Origin of the sequence: Actinoallomurus soli (assembly GCF_024055715.1) — a bacterium.
In the GTDB taxonomy this organism is placed as follows: domain Bacteria; phylum Actinomycetota; class Actinomycetes; order Streptosporangiales; family Streptosporangiaceae; genus Actinoallomurus; species Actinoallomurus soli.
The window spans coordinates 60,768-82,530 of sequence record NZ_JAMXMV010000028.1 but is presented as its reverse complement, the minus strand read 5'-3'; the positions used below and the strand labels follow the sequence as shown (position 1 = coordinate 82,530).

Here is a 21,763-nt window from a genome sequence, read left to right as displayed (position 1 = left end):
CCAAAACTTCAGTGACTTTCACTGGGAGGTTCCCGGCGACCGCGCCACCTTGTCGGTGTCACGTACTCGGCCGGGCCGACAACCCATCCTACCCGCGCCGCAGAGTGACTCTGCCACGCGCTATCGAATGGGGTGTCTTCCGCGGGGCCGGCCGCCTTTCGGCGTCCCGCTCCCCCGCGGGCAAGAAGAACTCTACGTGCCTGCGGCAGCAAGGTCAAATCCCACTGCCGGCACGCGAGGATCCGCAGGTCAGCTTTACTGTTTTGCTTCTACCCCAGTGGTCCGGAGCCGAAACCCGAGCCACTGGAACAACTTCAAGATCCCTTGTCCCATCCGGTGACACCGGTCGATTCCGGACGGGTACGGCGGTGATCGGCCACCGGCGCTCACCGCCGTACCGGCGCGAAACGCCGGCACGGCGTCGCGCGGCCGACCGGCCGCGCGTCGCGCCGTGAATGGTGGGCGGTGATGCCGCACACCCGTTCCACGACGGTCGCCACGAGTTAGAACGAATCGGTGGCGCGAGGCATTCCCCTGGAGCGTCCGGACATGGGCGAGGCCGACCTTCCGGACCCCGACGGGTCTGGAAAGCCGGCCTCGGAGCGGTGCTCAAGGGGCACCAGTGGCGCGGAAGCGGCCCGGGCGCTCAGCGGCACCCGGACCGCCGAGAGAGATCAGGCGCTCGGCAGGGCGGCGAGTTGGGCCTCCAGGCGGGCCACGTCCGTGCGGGCCTGCTCCAGACGGCCCCGGGTCTTGGCGACGACCTTCTCCGGCGCCTTGGCCATGAACTGCTCGTTGCCGAGCTTGCCCTCGGCCTGGGCGATCTCCTTGCGGGCGGCGGCGAGGTCCTTCTCCAGCCGGGCGCGCTCGGCCGCGACGTCGATCGCGCCGGCGGTGTCGAGGCGTACGGTGACACCGTCCACGGGCAGGGACGCGGTCGGGTTGAACCCGTCCTCCGGAGGCGTGAGGCGCAGGAGCGTCCGGGCCGCCTCCTCGTACGCCGGGTCGATTCCCTCCAGCGACGCGGCGACCCGCTGGCCCGGCTTGAGCCCCTGGTCGGCGCGGAACCGGCGGACCTCGGTGACGAGCCGCTGGAACCCGACGATCTCCGCCTCCGCCTCCGGGTCGGTGAAGCCGCCCGGACGCGGCCAGGACGCCGCGACGATCGTCTCGCCGCCCGTCAGCGCCGTCCAGAGCTCCTCGGTGACGAAGGGCGTCAGCGGGTGCAGCAGGCGCAGCAGGACGTCGAGCACGTGGCCCAGGACGGCCGAGGCGCCGGCGCTCATCCCCGGCACCTTGGACAGCTCGACGTACCAGTCGCAGAACTCGTCCCACGCGAAGTGGTAGAGCGTCTCGCACGCCTTGGCGAACTCGAACCGCTCGAAGTGCGACTCCACGTCGGCGACCACCGACGAGAGCCGGGAGACGATCCAGCGGTCCGCCACGGTCAGGTTCTCGGGCAGCCCCTCGCCGACCGCGCCGACGCCGCCCGCCACGCTCGTGGCGCCGTTCAGCAACGCGAACCGGGTGGCGTTCCAGAGCTTGTTGCAGAAGTTGCGGGAGCCCTGCGCCCACTCCTCGCTGACCGCGACGTCGCTGCCGGGGTTGGCACCGCGCAGCAGCGTGAAACGGGTGGCGTCCGCGCCGTACCGGTCGATCCAGTCGAGCGGGTCGACGACGTTCCCGAAGGACTTGGACATCTTCTTGCCGAACTGATCGCGCACCATGCCGTGCAGCGCGATGACCTTGAACGGCTCGACGCCGTCCATGGCGTACAGCCCGAACATCATCATCCGGGCCACCCAGAAGAACAGGATGTCGTACCCGGTGACCAGCACAGACGTCGGGTAGAACGCCCGCAGCTCGGGGGTGTCGTCGGGCCAGCCCAGCGTGGAGAACGGCCACAGCGCCGAGGAGAACCACGTGTCGAGCACGTCGGTGTCCTGCGTCCAGCCCTCCGGCGCCTCCTCGCCGGGGCCGACGCACGTCATCTCCCCGTCGGGGCCGTACCAGACGGGGATGCGGTGTCCCCACCACAGCTGGCGGCTGATGCACCAGTCGTGCATGTTGTCGACCCACTCGAAGTAGCGGGGCGCCATCTCCTGCGGAACGATCCGCACGCGCTCGTCGCGGACGGCGTCGCCGGCGGCCTTGGCGAGCGGGGCGACCTTGACGAACCACTGCAGCGACACCCGCGGCTCGACGACCGTCTTGCAGCGGGAACAGTGGCCGACCGCGTGGACGTACGGGCGCTTCTCGGCGACGATGCGGCCCTGCTCGCGGAGCGCGCCGACGACGGCCGGGCGCGCCTCGAGCCGGTCCAGGCCCTGGAACGGGCCGTGCGCGGTGATGTTGCCGCGTTCGTCCATGACCGAGATCGACGGCAGGTCGTGCCGTCGCCCGATCTCGAAGTCGTTCGGGTCGTGCGCGGGCGTCACCTTGACGGCGCCGGTGCCGAACTCCGGGTCGACGTGCGCGTCGGCGACGATCGGGATGCGGCGGCCGGTCAGCGGCAGCTCGATCTCGGTGCCGACCAGGTGGGCGTAGCGCTCGTCGTCGGGGTGCACGGCCACGGCCGTGTCGCCGAGCATGGTCTCCGCCCGGGTGGTGGCGACCACGATGGACGCGTCGCCCTCGCCGTACCGGATCGAGACCAGCTCGCCCTCGTCGTCGGAGTGCTCGACCTCGATGTCGGACAGCGCGGTGAGGCAGCGCGGGCACCAGTTGATGATGCGCTCGGCGCGGTAGATCAGCCCGTCGTCGTACAGCCGTTTGAAGATCGTCAGAACGGCGCGGGACAGGCCCTCGTCCATCGTGAACCGCTCGCGGGTCCAGTCGACGCTGTCACCGAGGCGGCGCATCTGGCCGAGGATCTTGCCGCCGGACTCGGCCTTCCACTCCCAGACCTTCTTGACGAAGGCCTCGCGGCCGAGGTCGTGGCGGGACAGGCCCTCCTTGGCGAGTTGCCGCTCGACGACGTTCTGGGTGGCGATGCCGGCGTGGTCCATGCCGGGCAGCCACAGCGTCGCGGCCCCCCGCATCCGCTGCCAGCGGATGAGCGCGTCCTGGATCGAGTGGTCCAGCGCGTGGCCGACGTGCAGCGAACCCGTTACGTTCGGCGGCGGGATGACGATCGAGAAGTGGGGCTTGCCGGGTACGGCGTCCGGGGTGAAGTGGCCGCCGTCGATCCAGCGTTCGTAGAGCCGCCCCTCGACGTCGGCCGGGGTGTATTGAGTCGGCAGGTCAGCGCGCGAAGTCACGCGAAAAGTTTAGGGATGTTCCGGCGGCTCCGTGGCCGCGGGCCGAATCTTCCCTTGGTAACGATCGCCCCACCGGTCGCTCCGGCACCCGGTGTTCCGCGCGGCGGCGGGGCTGGAAGGGCACGCCGAAAGACCGGCCGGACCGTACGGGCCGGAGGCCGCCTCTCCTGAGACGGAGAGGCGGTCAGGCCGACTTCTCGCGCGGCTCGCGCTTGGTGCGCTCGCGCGGCACCAGAGTGGGGTTGACGTGCTCCAGGACGGCCTCCCGGGTGATCACGACCCGGGCGACGTCGGCGCGGCTCGGCACCTCGTACATCACGGAGAGCAGGACCTCCTCCATGATGGCGCGCAGGCCGCGGGCGCCCGTACCCCGCAGGATCGCCTGGTCGGCGATGGCCTCGAGGGCGTCGTCGGTGAACTCCAGGTCGACGCCGTCGAGCTCGAAGAGCCGGTGGTACTGCTTGACCAGGGCGTTGCGCGGCTCGGTGAGGATGCTGATCAGCGCCTCACGGTCGAGGTTGTGCACGCTCGTGATCACGGGCAGCCGGCCGACGAACTCCGGGATCATGCCGAACTTCAGCAGGTCCTCGGGCATGACGTCGGCGAACAGATCGGCGGTGTCCTCACCGTCGTCCTTGGTGCGCAGGACCGCGTTGAAGCCGATGCCCTGCTTGCCGACGCGCTGCTCGACGATCTTCTCCAGGCCGGCGAACGCGCCGCCGCAGATGAACAGCACGTTCGTCGTGTCGATCTGGATGAACTCCTGGTGCGGGTGCTTGCGGCCGCCCTGCGGCGGGACGCTCGCCGTCGTGCCCTCCAGGATCTTCAGCAGTGCCTGCTGGACGCCCTCCCCCGAGACGTCCCGCGTGATCGAGGGGTTCTCGCTCTTGCGAGCGACCTTGTCCACCTCGTCGATGTAGATGATGCCGGTCTCGGCCTTCTTGACGTCGTAGTCCGCGGCCTGGATCAGCTTCAGCAGGATGTTCTCGACGTCCTCCCCGACGTAGCCGGCCTCGGTGAGGGCCGTCGCGTCGGCGATGGCGAACGGAACATTGAGCAGTTTGGCGAGCGTCTGCGCGAGGAGCGTCTTACCGGAACCGGTCGGGCCCAGCAGCAGGATGTTCGACTTGGCGAGCTCGACGCTCTCGTCCCTGCCGCCGCTGCCCGACTGGATCCGCTTGTAGTGGTTGTACACCGCCACGGACAGGGCCTTCTTGGCCTTGTCCTGCCCGATCACGTACGAGTCCAGGAACTCGAAGATCTCCCGTGGCTTCGGCAGGTTGTCCCACTTGAGATCGGAGGACTCGGAGAGCTCCTCCTCGATGATCTCGTTACAAAGATCGATGCACTCGTCGCAGATGTACACGCCCGGACCCGCGATGAGCTTCTTGACCTGCTTCTGACTCTTTCCGCAGAACGAGCACTTGAGCAGGTCACCACCGTCGCCGATGCGTGCCACCCTGTCTCCTTTTCGTGGGGCCGCTCACCCGCTGTGAGCGGGGCGAGGGAGCGTGCTGAGGCTCTCGACGTTGTGTCTCGACGTTACCGTCTCCTGGACCGTGAGTGAGCCCTCTGGCGTGGTCAATCTGGCGGACACCGGGGCGTCACCCACAGGCCGCCTATGACGACACTACCTCGGACGGACGCTTCTTGCGGCTGGCGATGATGTCATCGACCAAACCGTAAGTCTTGGCCTCCTCGGCGGTGAGGAAACGGTCACGCTCGATGTCCCGGCGGACCTTCTCCACGTCCTGGCGGCTGTGCTTGGCGAGGATGTTCTCCATTTCCTCACGGATCCGGAGGATCTCGTTCGCCTGGATCTCGATGTCGCTGGCCTGGCCGTAGCCGCCCTCGGTGGCCGGCTGGTGGATCAGGATCCGCGAGTGCGGCAGCGCGGCCCGCTTGCCCGGCGTACCGGCGGCCAGCAGCACCGCCGCCGCCGACGCCGCCTGGCCGATGCAGACCGTCTGGATGTCGCACCGGACGAACTGCATCGTGTCGTAGATCGCCGTCATGGCGGTGTACGAGCCACCGGGCGAGTTGATGTAGATGCTGATGTCGCGCTCGGGGTCGATGGACTCCAGCGTGAACAACTGCGCCATCACGTCGTTCGCCGAGGCGTCGTCGATCTGCACGCCCAGGAAGATGATCCGCTCCTCGAAGAGCTTGTTGTACGGATTCATCTCCTTGACGCCGTACGTCGTGCGCTCGACGAAGGACGGGATGATGTAGCGGCTCTCCACCGGCTGGACGCCGGCCCGGATCTCGTGGTTCACGGTGTTCAGTCCCCTCGGATCAAAAGTCATGACACCGCGCCTTCCGAGGCGACCTGGTTGGCGTTGTGCACGACGTGGTCGATGAAGCCGTAGTCCTTCGCCTCTTCCGCGGTGAACCACCGGTCGCGGTCGGAGTCGGCCTGGATCTGCTCGAGCGGCTGACCGGTGTGGAAGGCGATGCGCTCGGCGAGCGTCGTCTTCACGTACAGCATCTGCTCGGCCTGGATCCTGATGTCGGCGGCGGTACCCCCGATGCCACCGGACGGCTGGTGCATCATGATGCGCGCGTGCGGCAGGGCGTAACGCTTGCCCGCCGTGCCGGCGCAGAGCAGGAACTGTCCCATCGAGGCGGCCAGGCCCATGCCGACCGTCGCGACGTCGTTCGGGACGTACTGCATCATGTCGTAGATCGCCATGCCGGCGGTCACGGAGCCGCCCGGCGAGTTGATGTAGAGGTAGATGTCCCGCCGGGAGTCCTCGGCCGCCAGCAGCAGCAGCTCCGAGCAGATGCGGTTGGAGATGTCGTCGTCGACCTGCTGACCGAGGAAGACAATGCGCTCGCGCAGCAGCCGCTGATAAAGCTGATCCCCCAACGGCAGAAGGGGCGCCTCGGCCGTACGCGCCTCTACGCGCGCCGGACGGTCGAAGGTCGGAGGCGTGGTCACTGCGTCACCTGCTCCGGTTCGTTGTTCGTGGTCGGTTGATTGCGACATTAACGCGCTGGAGCGGGGGGTTAAGCCGCCGGGGCGGCTTGTTCGCTTTCGGCGTGGAAGCCGGAGCGGGGAATACGGACGGGCCGGCACCAGAGGCGCCGGCCCGTCCGGAAATTCAGCCTGCTCAGGCGTCAGTCTTCTCGCCCTCGGCCTCGGCGGTCTCGGCGACCTCGGGTGCCTCGGCGTCCTCGGCGGCCGGGGCCTCGGCCTCGTCCTCACCGGCGAGCCGCCGCTGCAGCGCGGCCAGGTCGACCTCGTTGCCGTCCTCGTCCTTGGCCTTGACGTGCTCGACGACGAGGTTCAGGGCCTTGCTGCGCAGGACCTCGGACACGACGGCCGGGATCTGGTTGTTCTCGGTCAGGTGCCGCGCCAGGACGTCGGGCTGCACGCCCATCTGCAGGGCGTTGGAGACGACGTACTCGGTCAGCTCCTCGTTCTCGACGGTCAGCTCCTCCTGGAGGGCGAGCTGGTCGAGGATGAAGCCGCCCTTGACCGCCTCACGGGCGTCCTTCTGCAGCTCCTCGTCGTACTCCTCGGCGCTCTGCTCCTGCTGCTCGAGGTACTTCTCCCGGTCCAGGCCGTACATCTGCAGCTGCTGGTCGAGCTGCTCGTTGCGGCGCTGGACCTCGGCCTCGATCACGCTGTCCGGGAGCGGGATGTCGAGCTTGTCCATGAGCGCCTCGAGGGCCTTGTCGCGAGCCTGGCCGAGCTGCTGGGCGCGCTTCTGCTGCTCCAGCCGCTTGCGGACGTCCTCGCGCAGCTCCTCGATCGTGTCGAACTCGCTCGCGAGCTGGGCGAACTCGTCGTCGAGCTCGGGCAGCTCCTTGATCTTCACGCTCTGCACGGTGACCGTGACCTCGGCCTCCTCGCCGGCGTGCTCGCCGCCGACCAGGGTGGAGGTGAAGGTCTTGGACTCCTCGGCGTTCATGCCGGCGAGCTGCTCGTCGAGCCCGTCGATCGAGGAATTGCTGCCGACCTCGTAGGAGTAGCCGGTGGTGCGGGCGTCCTCGACGTCCTCGCCGTCGATCTTGGCGGAGAGGTCGATGGAGACGAAGTCGCCCTCCTGCGCCGGCCGGTCCGCGTTGGTCAGCGTCGCGAAACGCTCGCGGAGGTTGGAGATCGTCTGCTCGATCTCCTCGTCGGTCACCTCGACGGAGTCGACGGTGATCTCCAGGCCGTCGTAGTCCGGCACCTCGAACTTCGGCCGGATGTCGACCTCGGCGGTGAACGCGAACTGCTCGTTGTCCTGCAGCTCGGTGATCTCCACGTCGGGCTGGCCGAGGGCGAAGACCTCGCTCTCCTGCACGGCGCGACCGTACAGGTCGGGCAGCGCGTCGTTGACCGCCTCCTGCAGGACCGCGCCCCGTCCGACGTACTGGTCGATCAGACGGGCCGGCACCTTGCCCGGGCGGAAGCCCTTGATGCGGACCTGCTGCGAGATCTCCTTGTACGCCTTGTCGAGGTTGGGCTTCAGCTCGTCGAAAGGCACCTCGACGGTGAGCTTGACCCGGGTCGGGCTCAGCTCCTCAACATCGGTCTTCACTGGGGCGGTCTCCTTGATCCGGCCGCGGCACGGATTTCACGTTGGATGTCGTGGGCGGCGGCGTTGTCAGCCGGTCGCGGGCACGCCGAATGCGGGCACCGCGCGCCTTCGCGCGCCAAGTCTATGGTGTTCCGCCATGTCCGCGGACAGGCGGGGCGGCAATGTGCGCCCAAGTATTGCGAAAGGGCGCTCATTCCCGAGAGCCGCCCGGCCGTCGTCGGGTTCCTCAGCACGAGGATCTCCAAGGTGGGCCCCAGGAAGCACCCACGGATCGGTAAATGTCATGCCATGATGCTGCGATGTTCCTGAGCCGTGTCCTCAGCGTATGCCTGCTCGGCGCGCTGGCCCTGTCCACGGCGGGTTGCGGTGGCGTGGACAAGAAGGCGTGCGGCCGGCTGGAGAGCACCCTGAACGGGATCCGGCGCCAGGCGATGACCCAGGTGGACGACCCGCTCCGCGTGGCGCAGACGTACTCCTCCGGTGCCGCGATCCTCCGTGACCAGGCCAAGGGCACCGACGGAAGCCTGCGCAGGTCCGCCGAGAAGGCGGCCGGCGCCCTCGACCAGCTGGGCCGGCAGGTGAAGGCGGCCGCGGACGGGACCGGGTCGAGCGTCGACTCGTCCGCGCTGATCGCCGCCACCAGCGAGCTGAAGCACACCTGCGGCTCCTGAATCCCCCGGCGTCTCGGGAACGCCGCCCGCCGTACGAGGGTCGGCGGGCACAAGGGACCTTGGTCCCCCGATCCGGGGATCTTCGCCTCACCGCGTTCTCTCGCCGGCGTCGTTACCGTGTTACGCATGCACGCCGTGGACCACGGGTGAGGAATCCCGTGTACGACTCCGGTGGCCTGGAGATCCTGACGGAAGAGGAATGCCGTCGGTTGATCGACGCGGCCCCGCTCGGCCGGATCGTCTTCACGGATCGCGCGCTCCCGGCGATCCAACCGGTCAACTTCCTCATGGCCAACGGCGAAGTGATCATCCGTACGTCGTCCGGGTCGAAGCTCGCGGCGGCGGCCCGTAACGCCGTGGTGGCGTTCGAGGTCGACGAGTTCGACCCGGCGATCCGTACCGGCTGGTCCGTGGTGATCGTCGGGCACTCTCGCATCATCTCGGAGGACGGCGAGCTCTCCGAGCTTCGCGAGCTGCCCCTGCGCACGTGGGCGCCGACCGCCCAGGACCACTTCATCGCCATCACGCCGGAGCTGATCTCCGGTCGCCGGTTGCCCACGTCATCCTGACGCCGCTCGTCGGCTCAGGCACGTACCTTCTCGACGCCGACCGCGCGGGCGCACGCCGCACAGCAGAAGATCCGGTCGCCGGCCTCCGCGCCGTGCCCGAGGACCCGGCAGCCGCAGTGCTCGCACACCGGAGCGATCGCGTGCGCGGCACACTCGACGGAGTCGAAGACGCGCGACGCCCCATCGGCGGTGATGACGGTGAACGCCTTGTCGTACTCATTGCCGCAGACATCACAGTGAGCCATGAGATTCCCCCCGAGTCTCGTCATACCGCTATGTCTTAAGCGGTTCCCCGTCGACCGGTGGTCGAAGCGGACGCGGAGGGAGTTCGCGCCGGTGGGCGGCCTCGCCCGCGAGGTGCGCGACCGTTCCGAGCGGGCAGGACCCCCGCATGCAGGAGATGACGCTACGAAGTCCCGCGTTCGATGACCACGCGGAGATCCCGAAGGAGTACTCCCACGAGGCCGGCGACGTCTCCCCGCCACTGCGGTGGTCCGGAGTGCCGGACCGGGCGGTCGAACTCGTCCTCAGATGCGAGGACCCGGACGCCCCGGTCGGCACGTTCGTCCACTGGCTGCTGGCCGGGATCCCGCCGGAGAGCGAGGGCGTGGCGGCGGGCGACCCGCCGACCGGCTCCGTGCCGGGACGCAACGACTACGGCCGCCCCGGCTACGGCGGCCCGCATCCGCCTCCCGGCGACCGGCCGCACCGGTACGTCTTCCGGCTGCTGGCCCTGTCCGAGCCGTCGGGAATGGCGACCGGGTTCTCCGCCGGTGACCTGGACGAGGCGGTGGAGGACAGGGTCCTGGCGGCCGGCACCCTCGTCGGCGTCTACGGCCGGTGATCCTCGGTCGGCGGCTCCGGCAGAAGAGCCCCGGTCGGCGTCCATGGCGGATGAGCCGCATGTTCTCCGCCGGGTGGGTAGGGCGGAACGCGAGGTAGACGTCTACGACGGAGGAGGAAGCGTGGCTGACCGTACCGCTCCCGAGGTCGGGACGCTGTGGGAGGAGTTCCACCGTGTCGTCAACATGACGTCGGAGGAACTGCGAACCTGGTTGCTGACCGTCACCTCGGGTGAGGAGGCGTTCCCCGACAATCCCGACCGGTTGTGGTTCGGGCTCGGCACCGAGGTGGTGAAGATCCTCGGGAAGCGCAAGGTGGATCTGACGGACGACGATCTGCGGAACATGCGGCGAACGGTCGACGAGGTGACCCGGCGGCTGGAGTCGCCACCGGAGCGCGGCGCGGCGGATGACGCGTGGCGCCGGGCGTTGATGACCCTCGGGCACGACCCGCTCCGGCCGGACCCGCACGGAAGCGAGGATCTGCCGTGAGACAGCGCCGACCACGGTGACCCGATGAACGAAGAACCCCCGAGGCGTACCGCCCGGGGGTTCTTCGTTCGGAACGTGTCGGGCTGGGGAGATTCGAACTCCCGACCCCTGCGACCCAAACGCAGTGCGCTACCAAGCTGCGCTACAGCCCGTGAGTCACCGAGTGTACCGAAAAGCCGCCCTTCCGGGCTGCCACGCCGTTCTCACGTACGGTGACAGTCCCGTCGAGGACGGGCCGGGATCGGCGCGCCCGCCGGTCGGCCACCGCCGGCCCGGAGAGGGGACGGGAAATATCGGGCTAATAGGAATTGGCACTCCAAATTGGGAATGTATCGACACCCCCTGCACCCCTCGCATCGAGTGCGCGACCGGAGCGCTTCGCCCGGTTTGTCACCAGGCGCTATTCACGGTCGGTAATCGCGCCGACGCTAAAAGTGATCTTATTAATGGTGCGATCAATTAATGCGTCCACGGTGGCCGCAAAGCACCTCTGATCAGCTACTGTATTGCACACGTCACACGATCGGGAGGCCGGGAGCCCCGCGCGGGCCGTGGGTTCCGGCGCTCTGAGCGTCACTGCCGGTAATACGGAAGAGCGCCGCAAGAGGCGTTACGAGATCGTTTTTGAAGCGGCCGCTCCGCGCCGGGATCGAGCGCCGAGCCGACGGCGGCCGAAGAGTACGGCCGGCGCCGGAGGGCGCCGTACAACAGAAAAAGGCATCAGGGCCGCCCCCATCTCCGACCGGGGACTGTTGGCGCAGCCGGCGGTAGACGCGGGCGGCCCCCTCCTCCATCGAACCTGCCGGTTTCGGGAAACAGACAAGGCTCGCGGGAGCTCATGAAATGGCTATTTCGCGCGTTATACCGCCGTTGAGCCGGCCTCACGGCGATCACGGGTTGCCATCGCGTCCTACCGTACGCCACCGGCGGTCCGCCGGTCGGCGGTTTCGCGCTTCCGACCGAGGCGGACCCCACGCGGCCATGGGAGGTCGCCATGGATGACATGACACCACGGTCCTCGACCGTCGTTGACGGGACACCGCCGGTGGCCGCCGCCGCCGCGATCGGCGTCCCGCCGTCGCCGACCGTGGCCGACGTCGGGACGCGACCGGGAACGGCCGTCATGGACGAGCGGACACCGCACGTCCGCAAGGGCGGAGGGGCCTCATCCACGCGCCACCGGCATGCCCGCCCTCGTCCCCGGCGGAACCGCAGCGTCCTGTACGTCGCCGGTGGGCTGTTCGGGGCGAGCGGGACCGGATGGTGCCTGTCGGAGGTCCGCCACGACGGCCTTCACATCACGGGCCTGCGCCTGCCACCGTCCGTCGCGCTCTGGGGCCTGGTCGGACTCGCCGGCTGGGGAATGGTCCTCCTCCTGGGCGAGCTGACGCTGTTCGTCCTCGCGATCGTCAACGTCGCGGACCCTGAGGTGCACGACCGCTGCCGCAACCTGATGATCCTCTGGGGCTACGTCCTGACGCTCGGCACGCCCCGGCTGTTCCGGCGGCTGCCCGCGCAGTTCGCCCAGCTGTTCGCCGACGAGGGAGCGGCCTCCCGGTCCACCCGCGACCGGTCCGACGGCGACCGCCAGACTTCCGGCCGGCCCACCGGCCGCCGACCGCGCCGCGCACGACCGCCGCAGAACGGAGGGCCGGGACCGAGCCGTGCATAGGATCACCGTTCGCGCGTGCACAACCGGGGCTCGGGAACCGGTACGCTACGCGAGGGACGTTGTGAGATCGGCGGTCGTCCGCTGTTCTCCGGCGCACGCGGGCGTAGCTCAATGGTAGAGCCCCAGTCTTCCAAACTGGCTACGCGGGTTCGATTCCCGTCGCCCGCTCCAACCACGAAGGCCCAGGCCATCCGGTGTTCCGGAGCCTGGGCCTTTCGAACATCAGGGGTCCGTTCTCACCTCCGACATACGTGCCACAGAGCCGCACCGCTGATCAAGTCGCCCGCACGGTCTTCAAGGCGGCCCGAAGACGGGCCGCACGCGCCGCCGACTCGGCACCGCCCTCCGCTCCGCTGGGGCTCCGCTCCGGGACGGGAAGCTTCGCAGCCGGTCGGCACGGCTTGAGTCGCCCGGGCTCCCGCCCCAGGGCAGGACACCGGCCAAAGATCGCGTCCGCTCCTCCGTCGCCGGTGGCCCCTCTGCGCAAGAGGTGGGACGACAGCGGACCGGATGGGTCAGGCAGGTGGTCAACGCGGTTTCGCCTCAATCACGCCGCAGCCTGCCGTTGACCCAGACGGGTGGCGACCAGCCGCAGGGCCGCTCGTCTTCCTTGTCATCCATGCCAAGGCGGATCGGCTCCCCACCGCCAGCCCCCTCCTTCGATAGGGAATCGAAGTAGCCGTCGTAGAAGGGCTCGTGATATTCGCGGCCGATCGAGTCGGCGAGCCATTCGTTGAAGGTGACGTCCTGTGGGAAGAGAGCATGCTGCAGGCAGCACAGGTTGGGATCCCATCCCCACATCGGGCCTGCGGGGTCACGACAGTCGAGCAGCGATGCAATGCAGCAGCCCCAGTCCAACAACTGCACCATGCCCTGGCGCCGCCCGTTCGGCTCGTCCCTGAAAGCCGCGGCCGATTCCTCGATGTCCGCGAAGATGTCGCTTTTGTGGAAGTCGTAGCCTCGAACGCCGATGATGCCGGCCCTCGGGCCGAACCCTCCGTTCCCCACCTCCCGATACAGCCGTCGCAGCAGTGGCGGAAGCGGGTACCCGATGACCGTCTCAGCTTTGGTGATCGCCTCGGGTGACGCCACAGGCAATACGCCAGGCCCAGCGCTCGAACGTACGACTTCAAAGATCTCGTCCTCGGTCATGACCGCCACCGGCCGTCGCTCCGTCCTTCACGCCCAGGGGTAACACGAACGGCCACTGCAGTATCAGGTGTAAGGGGCACGGGGACTACCAGACAGCGCCACACAATGTCTGACCTGCGCCGGAGCAGTCACAAGATCATGACTCGTGATCTTCCGAACTGGCTGCGCGGGTTCGATTCCCGCGCCCGCTCCCACCACCAAGGCGTGATCCTGAGCGCCGTATCGCACGTCTTCGATACCTGCGTTCTCACGATCCGTCTCGGTTGGGAAGTCGCCCTGCCGGATGGATGCCTCCGGGCCGAAGGCGGCCGCACCCGTCGCTGACTTACCTGCAGGAGTAGGAGCGGCCTCCGCAGCCGTAGCCGTGGCCGTCACGCCGGCGCCGATCGCGAGAACGGCGACTTTCGCGAGCGGTGATGTCATCGCCCGGTGGCCCCGCGTCCGGGCGAGGCGGGGGTGACGCGACGGTAGGCGATGGCGGCGAGAGCGAACACCAGACCGCCGACGGCGAAGAGCACGTCGGTGGCGCCGCTCGCGAACAGGCACCAGAACGAGGGTTGCGAGGTTCCCAATGTCTGTGCCGTCGTCAGCCCGGTGAATCCCCTCGGCAGGATCCCGGTGACCCGGACCAGATCGTCTCCGACACCCGAGACCCCGCGCGCCGCGAGGAGCACCGCCCCCGTCCATGCGGCGGAGAGGAGCACCCATCGAGGAACCCGCCGGCCCCACGGCTGAGCCAAGGCCAACGGCAGCAGTGCTCCGACGATGACCATGAGAACGACGACCAACGAGAACACCTGGATGACGACACGCTCGACCCCATGCTGATCCGAAGCGGAGGGGAAACCGAGGCCGGTGGCGTACCAGACGACATGCCAGACCAGAAAGGCCATCACCCAGGCGAAGGCAGAATAGGCGGTCCTTCGATTAGCGCGCAGGACGTCGTCGCGCATGCGGCGATCCGGCGATATGCGATCGGCACGCTGCGGTCTGGCATACGAGGTGAGCAGGCCTCCGAAGGGTTTCACATCGTCGATCATCATTGGAGCCACCGCGTTGGCACGTCCCGCTCGCGAGTGAGGTTGCTCCCCTGAAAGGCGGAGACGGCCTCGCGTAACGCGGAACCCGGGGCTTTCGATCATCGTGCGGGCGCTCTCGATTACGCTTCGGCCATGGCGGCCGATGAGTTGCTTCCGATGCCCATGGCAGCGCTGACCGTCGACTGCGCGGATCCGCCCGGCCTCGCCCGCTGGTGGCAGCGCCTGCTCGGGGGCGAGGTCGAGATCGACGACGAGGGGATCGCAACCCTGCGCACCGCGGACGGCCAGGTGATCGACTTCGCGTACGTCCCGGAGAAGAAGTCGGGCAAGAACCGGTTGCACATCGACCTGCGCAGCGCGGACCTGGACGCGGCGACGGAGCGGGTGCTCGCGCTCGGCGCCACCCGCGCGGACGACATCTACGACGGAGACCGGTGGCGCACGCTACGCGATCCCGAGGGCAACGAGTTCTGCATCCTGCGTCCGATCGACGACCCCGCGCGGTGACCGCCTGCGCCGTGTCATGAGCCATGAGCCGGGAGAGAAGACCTCGTCGAAGGTGAGGTGGTCTCGGCGCCGGATGCCGGTGGGCTCCACGTCGGTGACCTGGTCCTCCACAGGTGGGGATGGCGTGACTACGCGGTCGTGGACGCCGCCGCCGAGCCGGCGCGGGCGGGGGATCGTACGGTGCCGACGTGGTCCTGAGCGCCGGACGGCCGCCCGGCTCCGGCCCGTGGCCACGGACGCGTTCCTGTCCCCGGTGGTCCCGGAACAGGCCCGTGAGGGATCAGGTGCGCGGTCAGCGCCCCCGCGGACCCCGCCCCCACCAGGGGTCGAATACGCGGTCACTCCCTCCCGCGGGACCCGCCCGGCACAAGGCCGACGCGCGGTCGGTCGCCCTCGCGGGACCCGCCCGTGCAAAACGGGTGCGGGTCAGCCGCTCTCGCCGACGCGGAGGGTGGCGTGCGCGGACCCGGTGCCGGGGTCCTCCCACAGCATGGCGCCGAGGGAGCGGAGCATGCAGACGGCGGGCGTGTTGGAGATCTGTGTCTCGGCGACGATCGCGTGGGCTCCGTGAGCGCGGGCCTCGTCGATCAGCAGGCAGAACGCGTGAGTGCTGTAGCCCTTCCCGCGGGCCGAGCGGGCAAGCCAGACGTACGCCTCGACCGCACGAGGCGCCTCGGCGGGGGTGATCCGCGCGCCGCCGACGAGCCGGTCGTCCGCGAGCACCGCGTAGGCGGCACCGCCCTCCGGCCGGTGGAGTTCGTCGAAGGCCGCGCGGCGCTCGGCGGTCCACCCGTGCGCCTCGGATTCGCCGGGAATGACCTCGTGCGGGTCGGTGTCGTCGACCGCGAGCTCGAGCAACCTCGGCAACAGGTGCTCGTCGACCGGTTGCAGTGTGACAGTGCTCATAGTCGCAGACTGCCAGGTCGGCGCCATGGTGGCGTGGAGGCACGACCCGTGAGGCGTGACTTGCGCCGGTGACCCGTCCGGAGGGCCCGCGCCGGTGGCCGGGAGACCCCGGGTCACTTCCGCCAGATGAGGACCAGCGCGCAGTCGTCGTCACGGGCGGCGGCCATCTCGGTGACGAGCTCCGTGGCGCCCTCGCGGAATCCGCTGGGGACGAGGCGCTCGACGGCCCCGAGCAGCCGGTCGATACCGGCGTCGAGATCGCGGCCCGGCGCCTCCACCAGGCCGTCGGTGTAGAGGAGCAGCGCGTCGCCCGGGCGGAGCAGGCCCCGCTCGGGCTCGGCGCTCATCTCGGGGACGACGCCGAGCACGATGCCCTTGGCCGAGCTGACCCGCCAGGTGCCGCTGCCGGCGTCGAACTGCACGGCGGGCGGGTGGCCCGCCGACTCGACGACGTACTCACCGGTCCGCAGGTCGATGGTCAGGTGCACCGCCGTGACGAAGCCTTCGTCCCACCGCTGACGGTGCAGGTAGGCGTTGCAGGCCGCGAGGAACCGCTCGGGCTCGACGGATCCGAGCAGGCCGCCGAACGCACCGGACAGCATGAGCGCGCGCGTGCCGGCGTCGACGCCTTTGCCGGAGACGTCGACGAGAGCGACCTCGAGCGTGTCGTCGCGGCAGACCGAGACGAAGAAGTCGCCGCCGAAGGACGAGCCGCCGGCCTGGAGGAGCACGACCTTGGAGTCCCAGCCGCTCGGCAGCGCGGGCATCTCGCCCTGGCGGCGCAGCCGGTCGCGCAGTTCGAGGAGCATGAGCTCGCCGCGCAGCCCCTTCACGCCGATCTGCTCCCGGCTGCGGGCCAGCACCGACGCGAGGACCGCCGTGACGATGATGGTGCCGACGACGCCGGGGCCGACGCGCGAGAATCCCATGGCGATCGCGTCGTACAGCAGCGCGGCGGCGACGAAGCCGAGGAGCACCCGGAGACTGCGGACGCGCAGCAGGAGGCCTCCGGCCAGGACGGTCAGGACGACGGCGCTGGGTGAGAACCAGGTCTGCGACGCCGGCGCGGAGATCCCGATCGCGACGGTCACGGTGACGAGGGCCGCGAGAGCGTTGCGGTCCTGCGTGAGCTGACCGCGCTGGAGCCACTGGTACAGCCGCACCAGGACGGGGATCCGGCGTAGGAACGCACGGACCCTCGGCGGCAGGAGCTGGACCAAGCGGCTAAGCATGATGCGGGCACTGTATCGAGCATCGCATGATCCGTGTTGAGGCACCGTGGACGTGACGTGGGTCTCGGCCGTCCGAAACGCCGTCGGGCCGTAGGACCGCTGTCCTGCCCGGCCGCTGGAGACACGGGCGTGCCGCCGCGCGCGTGTTTTCGGGCCGCCCATTGAGGGGAGGTTTAACGGATCATCGGGTCTTTCGGAGGTGACGGATGGGACAGGCCATGCGTGTCACGGTCGATGCGGCGATGCGAGCCCGTGACGTCTCGCGCGATCGTTCGGAGGACGAGGCGCCGAGGCTCGCGGCCGCTCCGTCCCAGCCCGTCAAGCCCCGCCGGGGAGAGAAGCGCCGGCTGGCGAAGCGCCGGGCCGCCGCGCGGCTCTGATCGCTCGTTCCGGTTCCGGCGGCCGCACACCCCGCCGGCCCGGATCCGTCGCTCGTGAGCTCCGCCCCTGCGGCGCCGCCTGGACAAGACACCCCGCCCTCACGACGCCGCCCGTACACCGGCCCTCGGCTGCGCCATCACGGCGCCGCCCGCACGCCGGAGCTCACGGCGCCGCCCGCGTTGCTCCGCCCTTACGGCGCCTGCGCCGGTCCTTGCGGCGCCGGCCGGCCCTTCCGCCCCGTGCGGCCGGGTGCGCCGGGCCCGGTGGCCCTGGTCGCTCCCGTCGCGCGGATCAGTCCGGCAGGCGGGGCAGGTCGCCGGTCTTCTCGTAGGCCGTCAGCATGGCGATGCGCCGTACGTGGCGCTCCTCGCCGGAGAACGGCGTGTCGAGGAAGATCTCCACGAACCGGGTGGCCTCGTCGGTGGTGTGCATGCGCGCGCCGACGCTGATGACGTTCGCGTCATTGTGCTCGCGGCCGAGGCGTGCGGTCTCCTCGTTCCAGGCGAGGGCGGCGCGTACGCCGGGGACCTTGTTCGCGGCGATCGCCTCGCCGTTCCCGGAGCCGCCGATGACGACGCCGAGCGATCCGGGCTCCGCCGCGGTGCGGGCGGCCGCGTCCATGACGAACGGCGGATAGTCGTCCTGGGGGTCGTACTCCTTCGGCCCGCAGTCGACCGGCTCGTGCCCGTGCTCGGTGAGCCATCCGATCAAATGCTGCTTGAGTTCGTAGCCCGCGTGGTCGGAACCGAGATAGACGCGCATGGGCCAAAGTCTGTCAGGTCGGTACGGCCCGCCCTACGCCTGGGGGCTCGGCAGGGGCGGGCGTACGAGCGGACGGGGGCCGTCAGGAGGGATCGGGGCCGGGTTCGCGCCGCCAGGGCTCCGGGTCGAGCGTCCGGTCCTCCGACCGGCCGCGCTCCGGCCGCTGGTGCGGCGCCTCCGCCGGATCCGGTTCGGGATCCGGCACGTACGAGGGTGGCGGAGCGGCCTGAACGGCGGGTCCCGGCGGCAGCGGGCGCGCCGTGGGAGGCGGTGTGGCCGGGACCTCACCGAACCCCGGCTGGGGCGGCGGAGCGCCCCAGCCCGGCTGCGGCGGGGCGTACGGAGCGGCCGGCGTGGGCGGGCCGGGCGGAGCGTACGGCGCGGCGGGTGCGGGCACGCCGGGCGGCGGGAAGGCGGGGTGCGCGCGTCGGCGGCCGAGGCCGATGAGGACGCCCAGGCCGACGAGCCAGCCGAAGAAGAGGCCGAAACCCGCGCCGCTGCCCAGGCTCGACCAGGTGAACCGCCAGCTCATGCCGGGCAGTGGCTCCAGCGCGTTCAGCACCACGCCGCGGACCAGGCCCGCCAGGGCGCCGGCGACGACGGTCGCCCACCAGCCACAGACGAGCGCGCCGAACGCCCCGCCCCGGACCTCCCCGCCGCCGGCGCCCACGGGAACGGGCGGCCGCCCCGGCGCGCCGGTGCGCGGGACGATGGAGCGGACCGCCGGGACGATCAGCAGCGCGGTGAACACCAGGAACGCCAGCGTGCCCACGTCGGCCGGCAACAGGACGGCGGCGCGCAGCGGGCTGACGCGCCAGCTCGGGAACGTCAGGTACTGCGCGAGGGGCCCGATCTTGTCGTTCGTATAGAGGTCGTGCCGCGTGATGGCGTCGACGGACCACTGGTTGCCCGCCAGGAGGGCGACCGCGAGGATCGCGCCGACGCCGCCGATGACCGCCCCGATCACCCGAGATCGCATGGCGGGACCCTAGCCCGTCGTGCAAGACGCCGGAAGCCCTCAGAATTGCAGGGATTTGACCTCCAGGAACTCCTCCAGCCCGTAGCGGCCGAGCTCGCGCCCGAGGCCGGACCGCTTGTATCCGCCGAACGGCGCCGAGGGGTTGAACCGGCCGCCGTTGATCTCGACCTGACCGGCCTTGATCCGGCGCGCGACCGCGACGGCGCGGTCCCGGTCCGCCGACCACACGGCCGCCGCGAGGCCGTACGGGGTGTCGTTGGCGATGCGCACGGCCTCGTCCTCGGAGTCGTAGGCGAGGATCGACAGGACGGGCCCGAAGATCTCCTCGCGGGCGATCGTCATCGACGGCGTGACGTCCGCGAAGACGGTCGGCGGTACGTGGTAGCCGGGGCGCAGCGAGCTCTCCGTGCCGCCGGTCACCAGCCGCGCGCCCTCTTCCACGCCCTTCTCGATGTACTCGCGGACGCGGTCGAGCTGGGCGCGGGAGGCGAGCGGGCCCAGCCGGGTGCCCTCCTCGAACGGATCGCCGGGAGTGTGGCGTTCCGCCGCCTTGGCCGCGAGCGCCACCGCCTCGTCGTACTGGGGCCGTGGCACCAGCATGCGGGTCAGGGCGTTGCACGTCTGCCCGGAGTTGACGAACGCCTTGGCCACTCCCACCTTGACGGCCAGGGGCAGGTCCGCGTCCGGAAGGATGAGGTTCGGCGACTTGCCGCCGAGTTCGAGGGCGACGCGCTTGACGGACGCGGCGGCCAGTTCGGCGACGCGCCGTCCGGCCCGCGTGGAGCCGGTGAAGGACACCATGTCGACGTCCTCGTGGGTCGCGATCGCCTCACCGACGACCGGGCCGGTTCCCGAGACGAGGTTGAACACTCCCGGCGGCAGGCCGGCCTCGTCGATGATGTCGGCGAGCGCGTACGCGGCGAGCGGCGCGACCTCGCTGGGCTTGAGGACGACGGTGCAGCCGGCCGCGATGGCGGGGGCGACCTTGGCGACGACCTGGTGCAGCGGGTAGTTCCACGGCGTGATCGCTCCGACGACGCCGACCGGCTCCCGGACGATCACCGAGTTGCCGCAGCGCTCCCCCGCGAAGTCATAGCCCTCCAGGAGGTCGACGACGCCGGCCAGAACCGCGATCGGCGTGCCGACGTGCACTTTCTGCGCCAGTGCGTACGGCGCGCCCAGGTCGGTCGCGATGATCCTGGCGAGGTCGTCCCGGCGGGTCTCGATGCCCTCCAGGATGGCGCGGAGGTGCGCGGCGCGCTCCTCCGGCGTCGTCGCCTCCCAGTCCCCCTGCGCCCGGCGGGCCTGGGCCACCGCCCGGTCGACGTCCGCCGCGGTGCCCTCCGGTATCCGGTCGATGACCTGCTCGTTCGCCGGGTTGATGACGTCGATCGTCGCCGTGGCCGATGAGTCCGCCCACGCTCCGCCCACATAGATCACATCGCGCATGTCATTCATCCTTCCCCCGGTCGCCGAGCGCCGACCAACCGTCCAGGTGAGGGATATGGGTCCCCCGCCGGCGGCGCTCCCGGGAGCGTGGATGGCTCGATCGGCACACGATCGGCTGTTGCAAGTGTTTTGCAATAGGGATTGAATGGCGGAAGGGGAGCGCCTTCCAGCGCTCACGGCGGCACGAGGAGGATGGATGACGACGGTGCGGTCCGCGGCACGTACCCGGCTCGGCCGGGCGGAGTGGGGGCGCCTCGCCGGGATGGCCGGCTTCGTGGCGCTGTTGCACGTCGTCGGCTGGGGGATCCTGCTGCTCCTCGTCCTGCCCGGCCACTACCACCTGGGCAACGGGAAGCTGTTCGGCGTCGGGATCGCGCTGACGGCGTACGCGCTCGGCATGCGGCACGCGTTCGACGCGGACCACCTCGCGGCGATCGACAACACGACCCGGAAGCTGATGTCCGACGGCCAGCGCCCGGTGTCGGTGGGGTTCTGGTTCTCGCTGGGTCACTCGTCGGTGGTCTTCGTCGGCTGCCTGCTGCTCGGCTTCGGCGTCAAGGCTCTGTCCAACGGGGTCGCCGACGAGAACTCCGGGCTGCACCAGATCACCGGCACGATCGGCCCGACCGTGTCCGGGACCTTCCTCGCCATCATCGCGATCATCAACCTGGTGATCCTGCTGGGCATCGTGAAGGTGTTCCGCGAGATGCGCGCGGGCGTCTACGACGAGGCCGCGCTGGAGGCCCAGCTCGACAACCGGGGGTTCATGAACCGCTTCCTGGGCCGCTTCACGAAGGCGATCACCAAGCCGTGGCAGATGTACCCGCTGGGCTTCCTGTTCGGGCTGGGCTTCGACACGGCCACGGAGGTCGGCCTGCTGGCCCTCGCCGGCTCGGCCGCCGCCGCGAGTTCCCTCCCCTGGTACGCGGTGCTGTGCCTGCCGGTGATCTTCGCGGCCGGCATGTCACTGTGGGACAGCATCGACGGCACGTTCATGAACTTCGCGTACGGCTGGGCGTTCTCGAACCCGGTCCGCAAGATCTTCTACAACATCGTCCTGACCGGGATCTCGGTGGCGTTCGCCTTCGTGATCGGCGGTACCGAGCTGCTGCAGGTCGCCCAGGACCGGTTCGGGCTGCGCGGGGGCTTCTGGGACTGGATCGCGGGCCTGGACCTGAACACGGCCGGTTTCGTGGTCACCGGCCTGCTCGTGGTGGTCTGGGTCGGGGCGCTGGCGGTCTGGAAGCTCGGCCGGATCGAGCAGCGCTGGTCGGCCGCCCTCCAGGACTCCGACGCCTGAGCCGCTTGAATTCTGCT

21 protein-coding genes and 2 tRNA genes are annotated in these 21,763 nt (G+C 69.8%); 9 read left to right on the top strand and 14 right to left on the bottom strand.

Translation table 11 applies throughout. From position 1 onward, the window contains the following. Positions 1–674: 674 nt before the first annotated feature. From NDW01_RS38080 to tig, 5 genes are all read right to left on the bottom strand, one after another. Entirely contained in the window at positions 675–3,260 is a 2,586-nt protein-coding gene (locus NDW01_RS38080) for a valine--tRNA ligase (RefSeq protein ID WP_252829256.1), read from the bottom strand. Positions 3,261–3,444: 184 nt separating this feature from the next. Then, positions 3,445–4,719 (bottom strand): ATP-dependent Clp protease ATP-binding subunit ClpX, encoded by a 1,275-nt coding sequence (gene clpX / locus NDW01_RS38075; protein WP_252787119.1) that lies wholly within the window; start codon positions 4,717–4,719, stop codon positions 3,445–3,447. A gap of 160 nt (positions 4,720–4,879) precedes the next feature. Further along, a complete protein-coding gene (locus NDW01_RS38070) occupies positions 4,880–5,566 on the bottom strand; it encodes an ATP-dependent Clp protease proteolytic subunit (protein ID WP_252787120.1) in 687 nt (228 codons plus the stop codon). Further along, positions 5,563–6,201: an ATP-dependent Clp protease proteolytic subunit gene (locus tag NDW01_RS38065; protein ID WP_252829255.1), complete on the bottom strand. Its 639-nt coding sequence runs from the start codon at positions 6,199–6,201 to the stop codon at positions 5,563–5,565. Before NDW01_RS38065 ends, NDW01_RS38070 begins: the two co-directional genes overlap by 4 nt. A 172-nt stretch (positions 6,202–6,373) precedes the next feature. After that, a complete protein-coding gene (gene tig, locus NDW01_RS38060; RefSeq protein WP_252829254.1) occupies positions 6,374–7,792 on the bottom strand; it encodes a trigger factor in 1,419 nt (472 codons plus the stop codon). 299 nt (positions 7,793–8,091) lie between these two features. Between tig and NDW01_RS38055 the strand changes: the two genes are divergently transcribed. Then, positions 8,092–8,463: a hypothetical protein gene (locus NDW01_RS38055; RefSeq protein ID WP_252829253.1), complete on the top strand. Its 372-nt coding sequence runs from the start codon at positions 8,092–8,094 to the stop codon at positions 8,461–8,463. 146 nt (positions 8,464–8,609) lie between these two features. Next, positions 8,610–9,032 (top strand): pyridoxamine 5'-phosphate oxidase family protein, encoded by a 423-nt coding sequence (locus NDW01_RS38050; protein ID WP_252829252.1) that lies wholly within the window; start codon positions 8,610–8,612, stop codon positions 9,030–9,032. Positions 9,033–9,046: 14 nt separating this feature from the next. On the opposite strand, the gene NDW01_RS38045 is transcribed toward NDW01_RS38050, so the two are convergent. Next, positions 9,047–9,277: a hypothetical protein gene (locus NDW01_RS38045; RefSeq protein WP_252786627.1), complete on the bottom strand. Its 231-nt coding sequence runs from the start codon at positions 9,275–9,277 to the stop codon at positions 9,047–9,049. A gap of 155 nt (positions 9,278–9,432) precedes the next feature. Here NDW01_RS38045 and NDW01_RS38040 point away from each other — a divergent pair, with 155 nt between their 5' ends. Both NDW01_RS38040 and NDW01_RS38035 read left to right on the top strand, forming a co-directional pair. Then, on the top strand, positions 9,433–9,876 hold the full coding sequence (locus NDW01_RS38040) for a YbhB/YbcL family Raf kinase inhibitor-like protein (RefSeq protein WP_252829251.1): 444 nt from the start codon (positions 9,433–9,435) through the stop codon (positions 9,874–9,876). A gap of 121 nt (positions 9,877–9,997) precedes the next feature. Further along, a complete protein-coding gene (locus NDW01_RS38035) occupies positions 9,998–10,366 on the top strand; it encodes a DUF3140 domain-containing protein (protein WP_252829250.1) in 369 nt (122 codons plus the stop codon). A 78-nt stretch (positions 10,367–10,444) separates the two neighbouring features. Here the strand turns inward: NDW01_RS38035 and NDW01_RS38030 are convergent. Then, positions 10,445–10,518, bottom strand: a tRNA-Pro gene (locus tag NDW01_RS38030). Positions 10,519–11,360: 842 nt separating this feature from the next. Between NDW01_RS38030 and NDW01_RS38025 the strand changes: the two genes are divergently transcribed. Both NDW01_RS38025 and NDW01_RS38020 read left to right on the top strand, forming a co-directional pair. Continuing rightward, entirely contained in the window at positions 11,361–12,038 is a 678-nt protein-coding gene (locus NDW01_RS38025; RefSeq protein WP_252829249.1) for a hypothetical protein, read from the top strand. Between the two features lie 97 nt (positions 12,039–12,135). Next, positions 12,136–12,209, top strand: a tRNA-Gly gene (locus tag NDW01_RS38020). A 372-nt stretch (positions 12,210–12,581) separates the two neighbouring features. Here the strand turns inward: NDW01_RS38020 and NDW01_RS38015 are convergent. Further along, the gene (locus NDW01_RS38015) at positions 12,582–13,190 is read right to left on the bottom strand and encodes an SMI1/KNR4 family protein (protein ID WP_252829248.1); all 609 of its coding nucleotides are present in this window, start codon (positions 13,188–13,190) and stop codon (positions 12,582–12,584) included. Positions 13,191–13,609: 419 nt separating this feature from the next. Continuing rightward, positions 13,610–14,233, bottom strand: a complete 624-nt coding sequence (locus tag NDW01_RS38010; RefSeq protein ID WP_252829247.1) for a DUF3995 domain-containing protein — start codon at positions 14,231–14,233, stop codon at positions 13,610–13,612. A 129-nt stretch (positions 14,234–14,362) separates the two neighbouring features. Here NDW01_RS38010 and NDW01_RS38005 point away from each other — a divergent pair, with 129 nt between their 5' ends. Then, positions 14,363–14,737 carry a VOC family protein gene (locus NDW01_RS38005; RefSeq protein ID WP_252829246.1) on the top strand — a complete coding sequence of 125 codons (375 nt, stop codon included), beginning with the start codon at positions 14,363–14,365 and terminating at the stop codon, positions 14,735–14,737. A gap of 426 nt (positions 14,738–15,163) precedes the next feature. Here NDW01_RS38005 and NDW01_RS38000 read toward each other — a convergent pair whose 3' ends face one another. Then, complete coding sequence (locus NDW01_RS38000; protein ID WP_252829245.1) at positions 15,164–15,643, bottom strand: GNAT family N-acetyltransferase; 480 nt, start codon at positions 15,641–15,643, stop codon at positions 15,164–15,166. 113 nt (positions 15,644–15,756) lie between these two features. Further along, a complete protein-coding gene (locus NDW01_RS37995; protein WP_252829244.1) occupies positions 15,757–16,875 on the bottom strand; it encodes a PP2C family protein-serine/threonine phosphatase in 1,119 nt (372 codons plus the stop codon). A gap of 206 nt (positions 16,876–17,081) precedes the next feature. Between NDW01_RS37995 and NDW01_RS37990 the strand changes: the two genes are divergently transcribed. Then, on the top strand, positions 17,082–17,255 hold the full coding sequence (locus NDW01_RS37990) for a hypothetical protein (protein ID WP_252786642.1): 174 nt from the start codon (positions 17,082–17,084) through the stop codon (positions 17,253–17,255). A 292-nt stretch (positions 17,256–17,547) separates the two neighbouring features. On the opposite strand, the gene NDW01_RS37985 is transcribed toward NDW01_RS37990, so the two are convergent. The 3 genes from NDW01_RS37985 to NDW01_RS37975 all read right to left on the bottom strand — a co-directional run bounded on the left by NDW01_RS37985 (position 17,548) and on the right by NDW01_RS37975 (position 20,446). Beyond that, complete coding sequence (locus tag NDW01_RS37985) at positions 17,548–18,018, bottom strand: ribose-5-phosphate isomerase (RefSeq protein WP_252829243.1); 471 nt, start codon at positions 18,016–18,018, stop codon at positions 17,548–17,550. An 82-nt stretch (positions 18,019–18,100) separates the two neighbouring features. Continuing rightward, complete coding sequence (locus NDW01_RS43610; RefSeq protein ID WP_305883856.1) at positions 18,101–18,997, bottom strand: hypothetical protein; 897 nt, start codon at positions 18,995–18,997, stop codon at positions 18,101–18,103. A gap of 39 nt (positions 18,998–19,036) precedes the next feature. After that, on the bottom strand, positions 19,037–20,446 hold the full coding sequence (locus NDW01_RS37975; RefSeq protein WP_252829242.1) for an aldehyde dehydrogenase family protein: 1,410 nt from the start codon (positions 20,444–20,446) through the stop codon (positions 19,037–19,039). A 196-nt stretch (positions 20,447–20,642) separates the two neighbouring features. Here NDW01_RS37975 and NDW01_RS37970 point away from each other — a divergent pair, with 196 nt between their 5' ends. After that, positions 20,643–21,746 carry a Nickel transporter NicT gene (locus NDW01_RS37970; protein WP_252829241.1) on the top strand — a complete coding sequence of 368 codons (1,104 nt, stop codon included), beginning with the start codon at positions 20,643–20,645 and terminating at the stop codon, positions 21,744–21,746. Positions 21,747–21,763 lie beyond the last annotated feature (17 nt).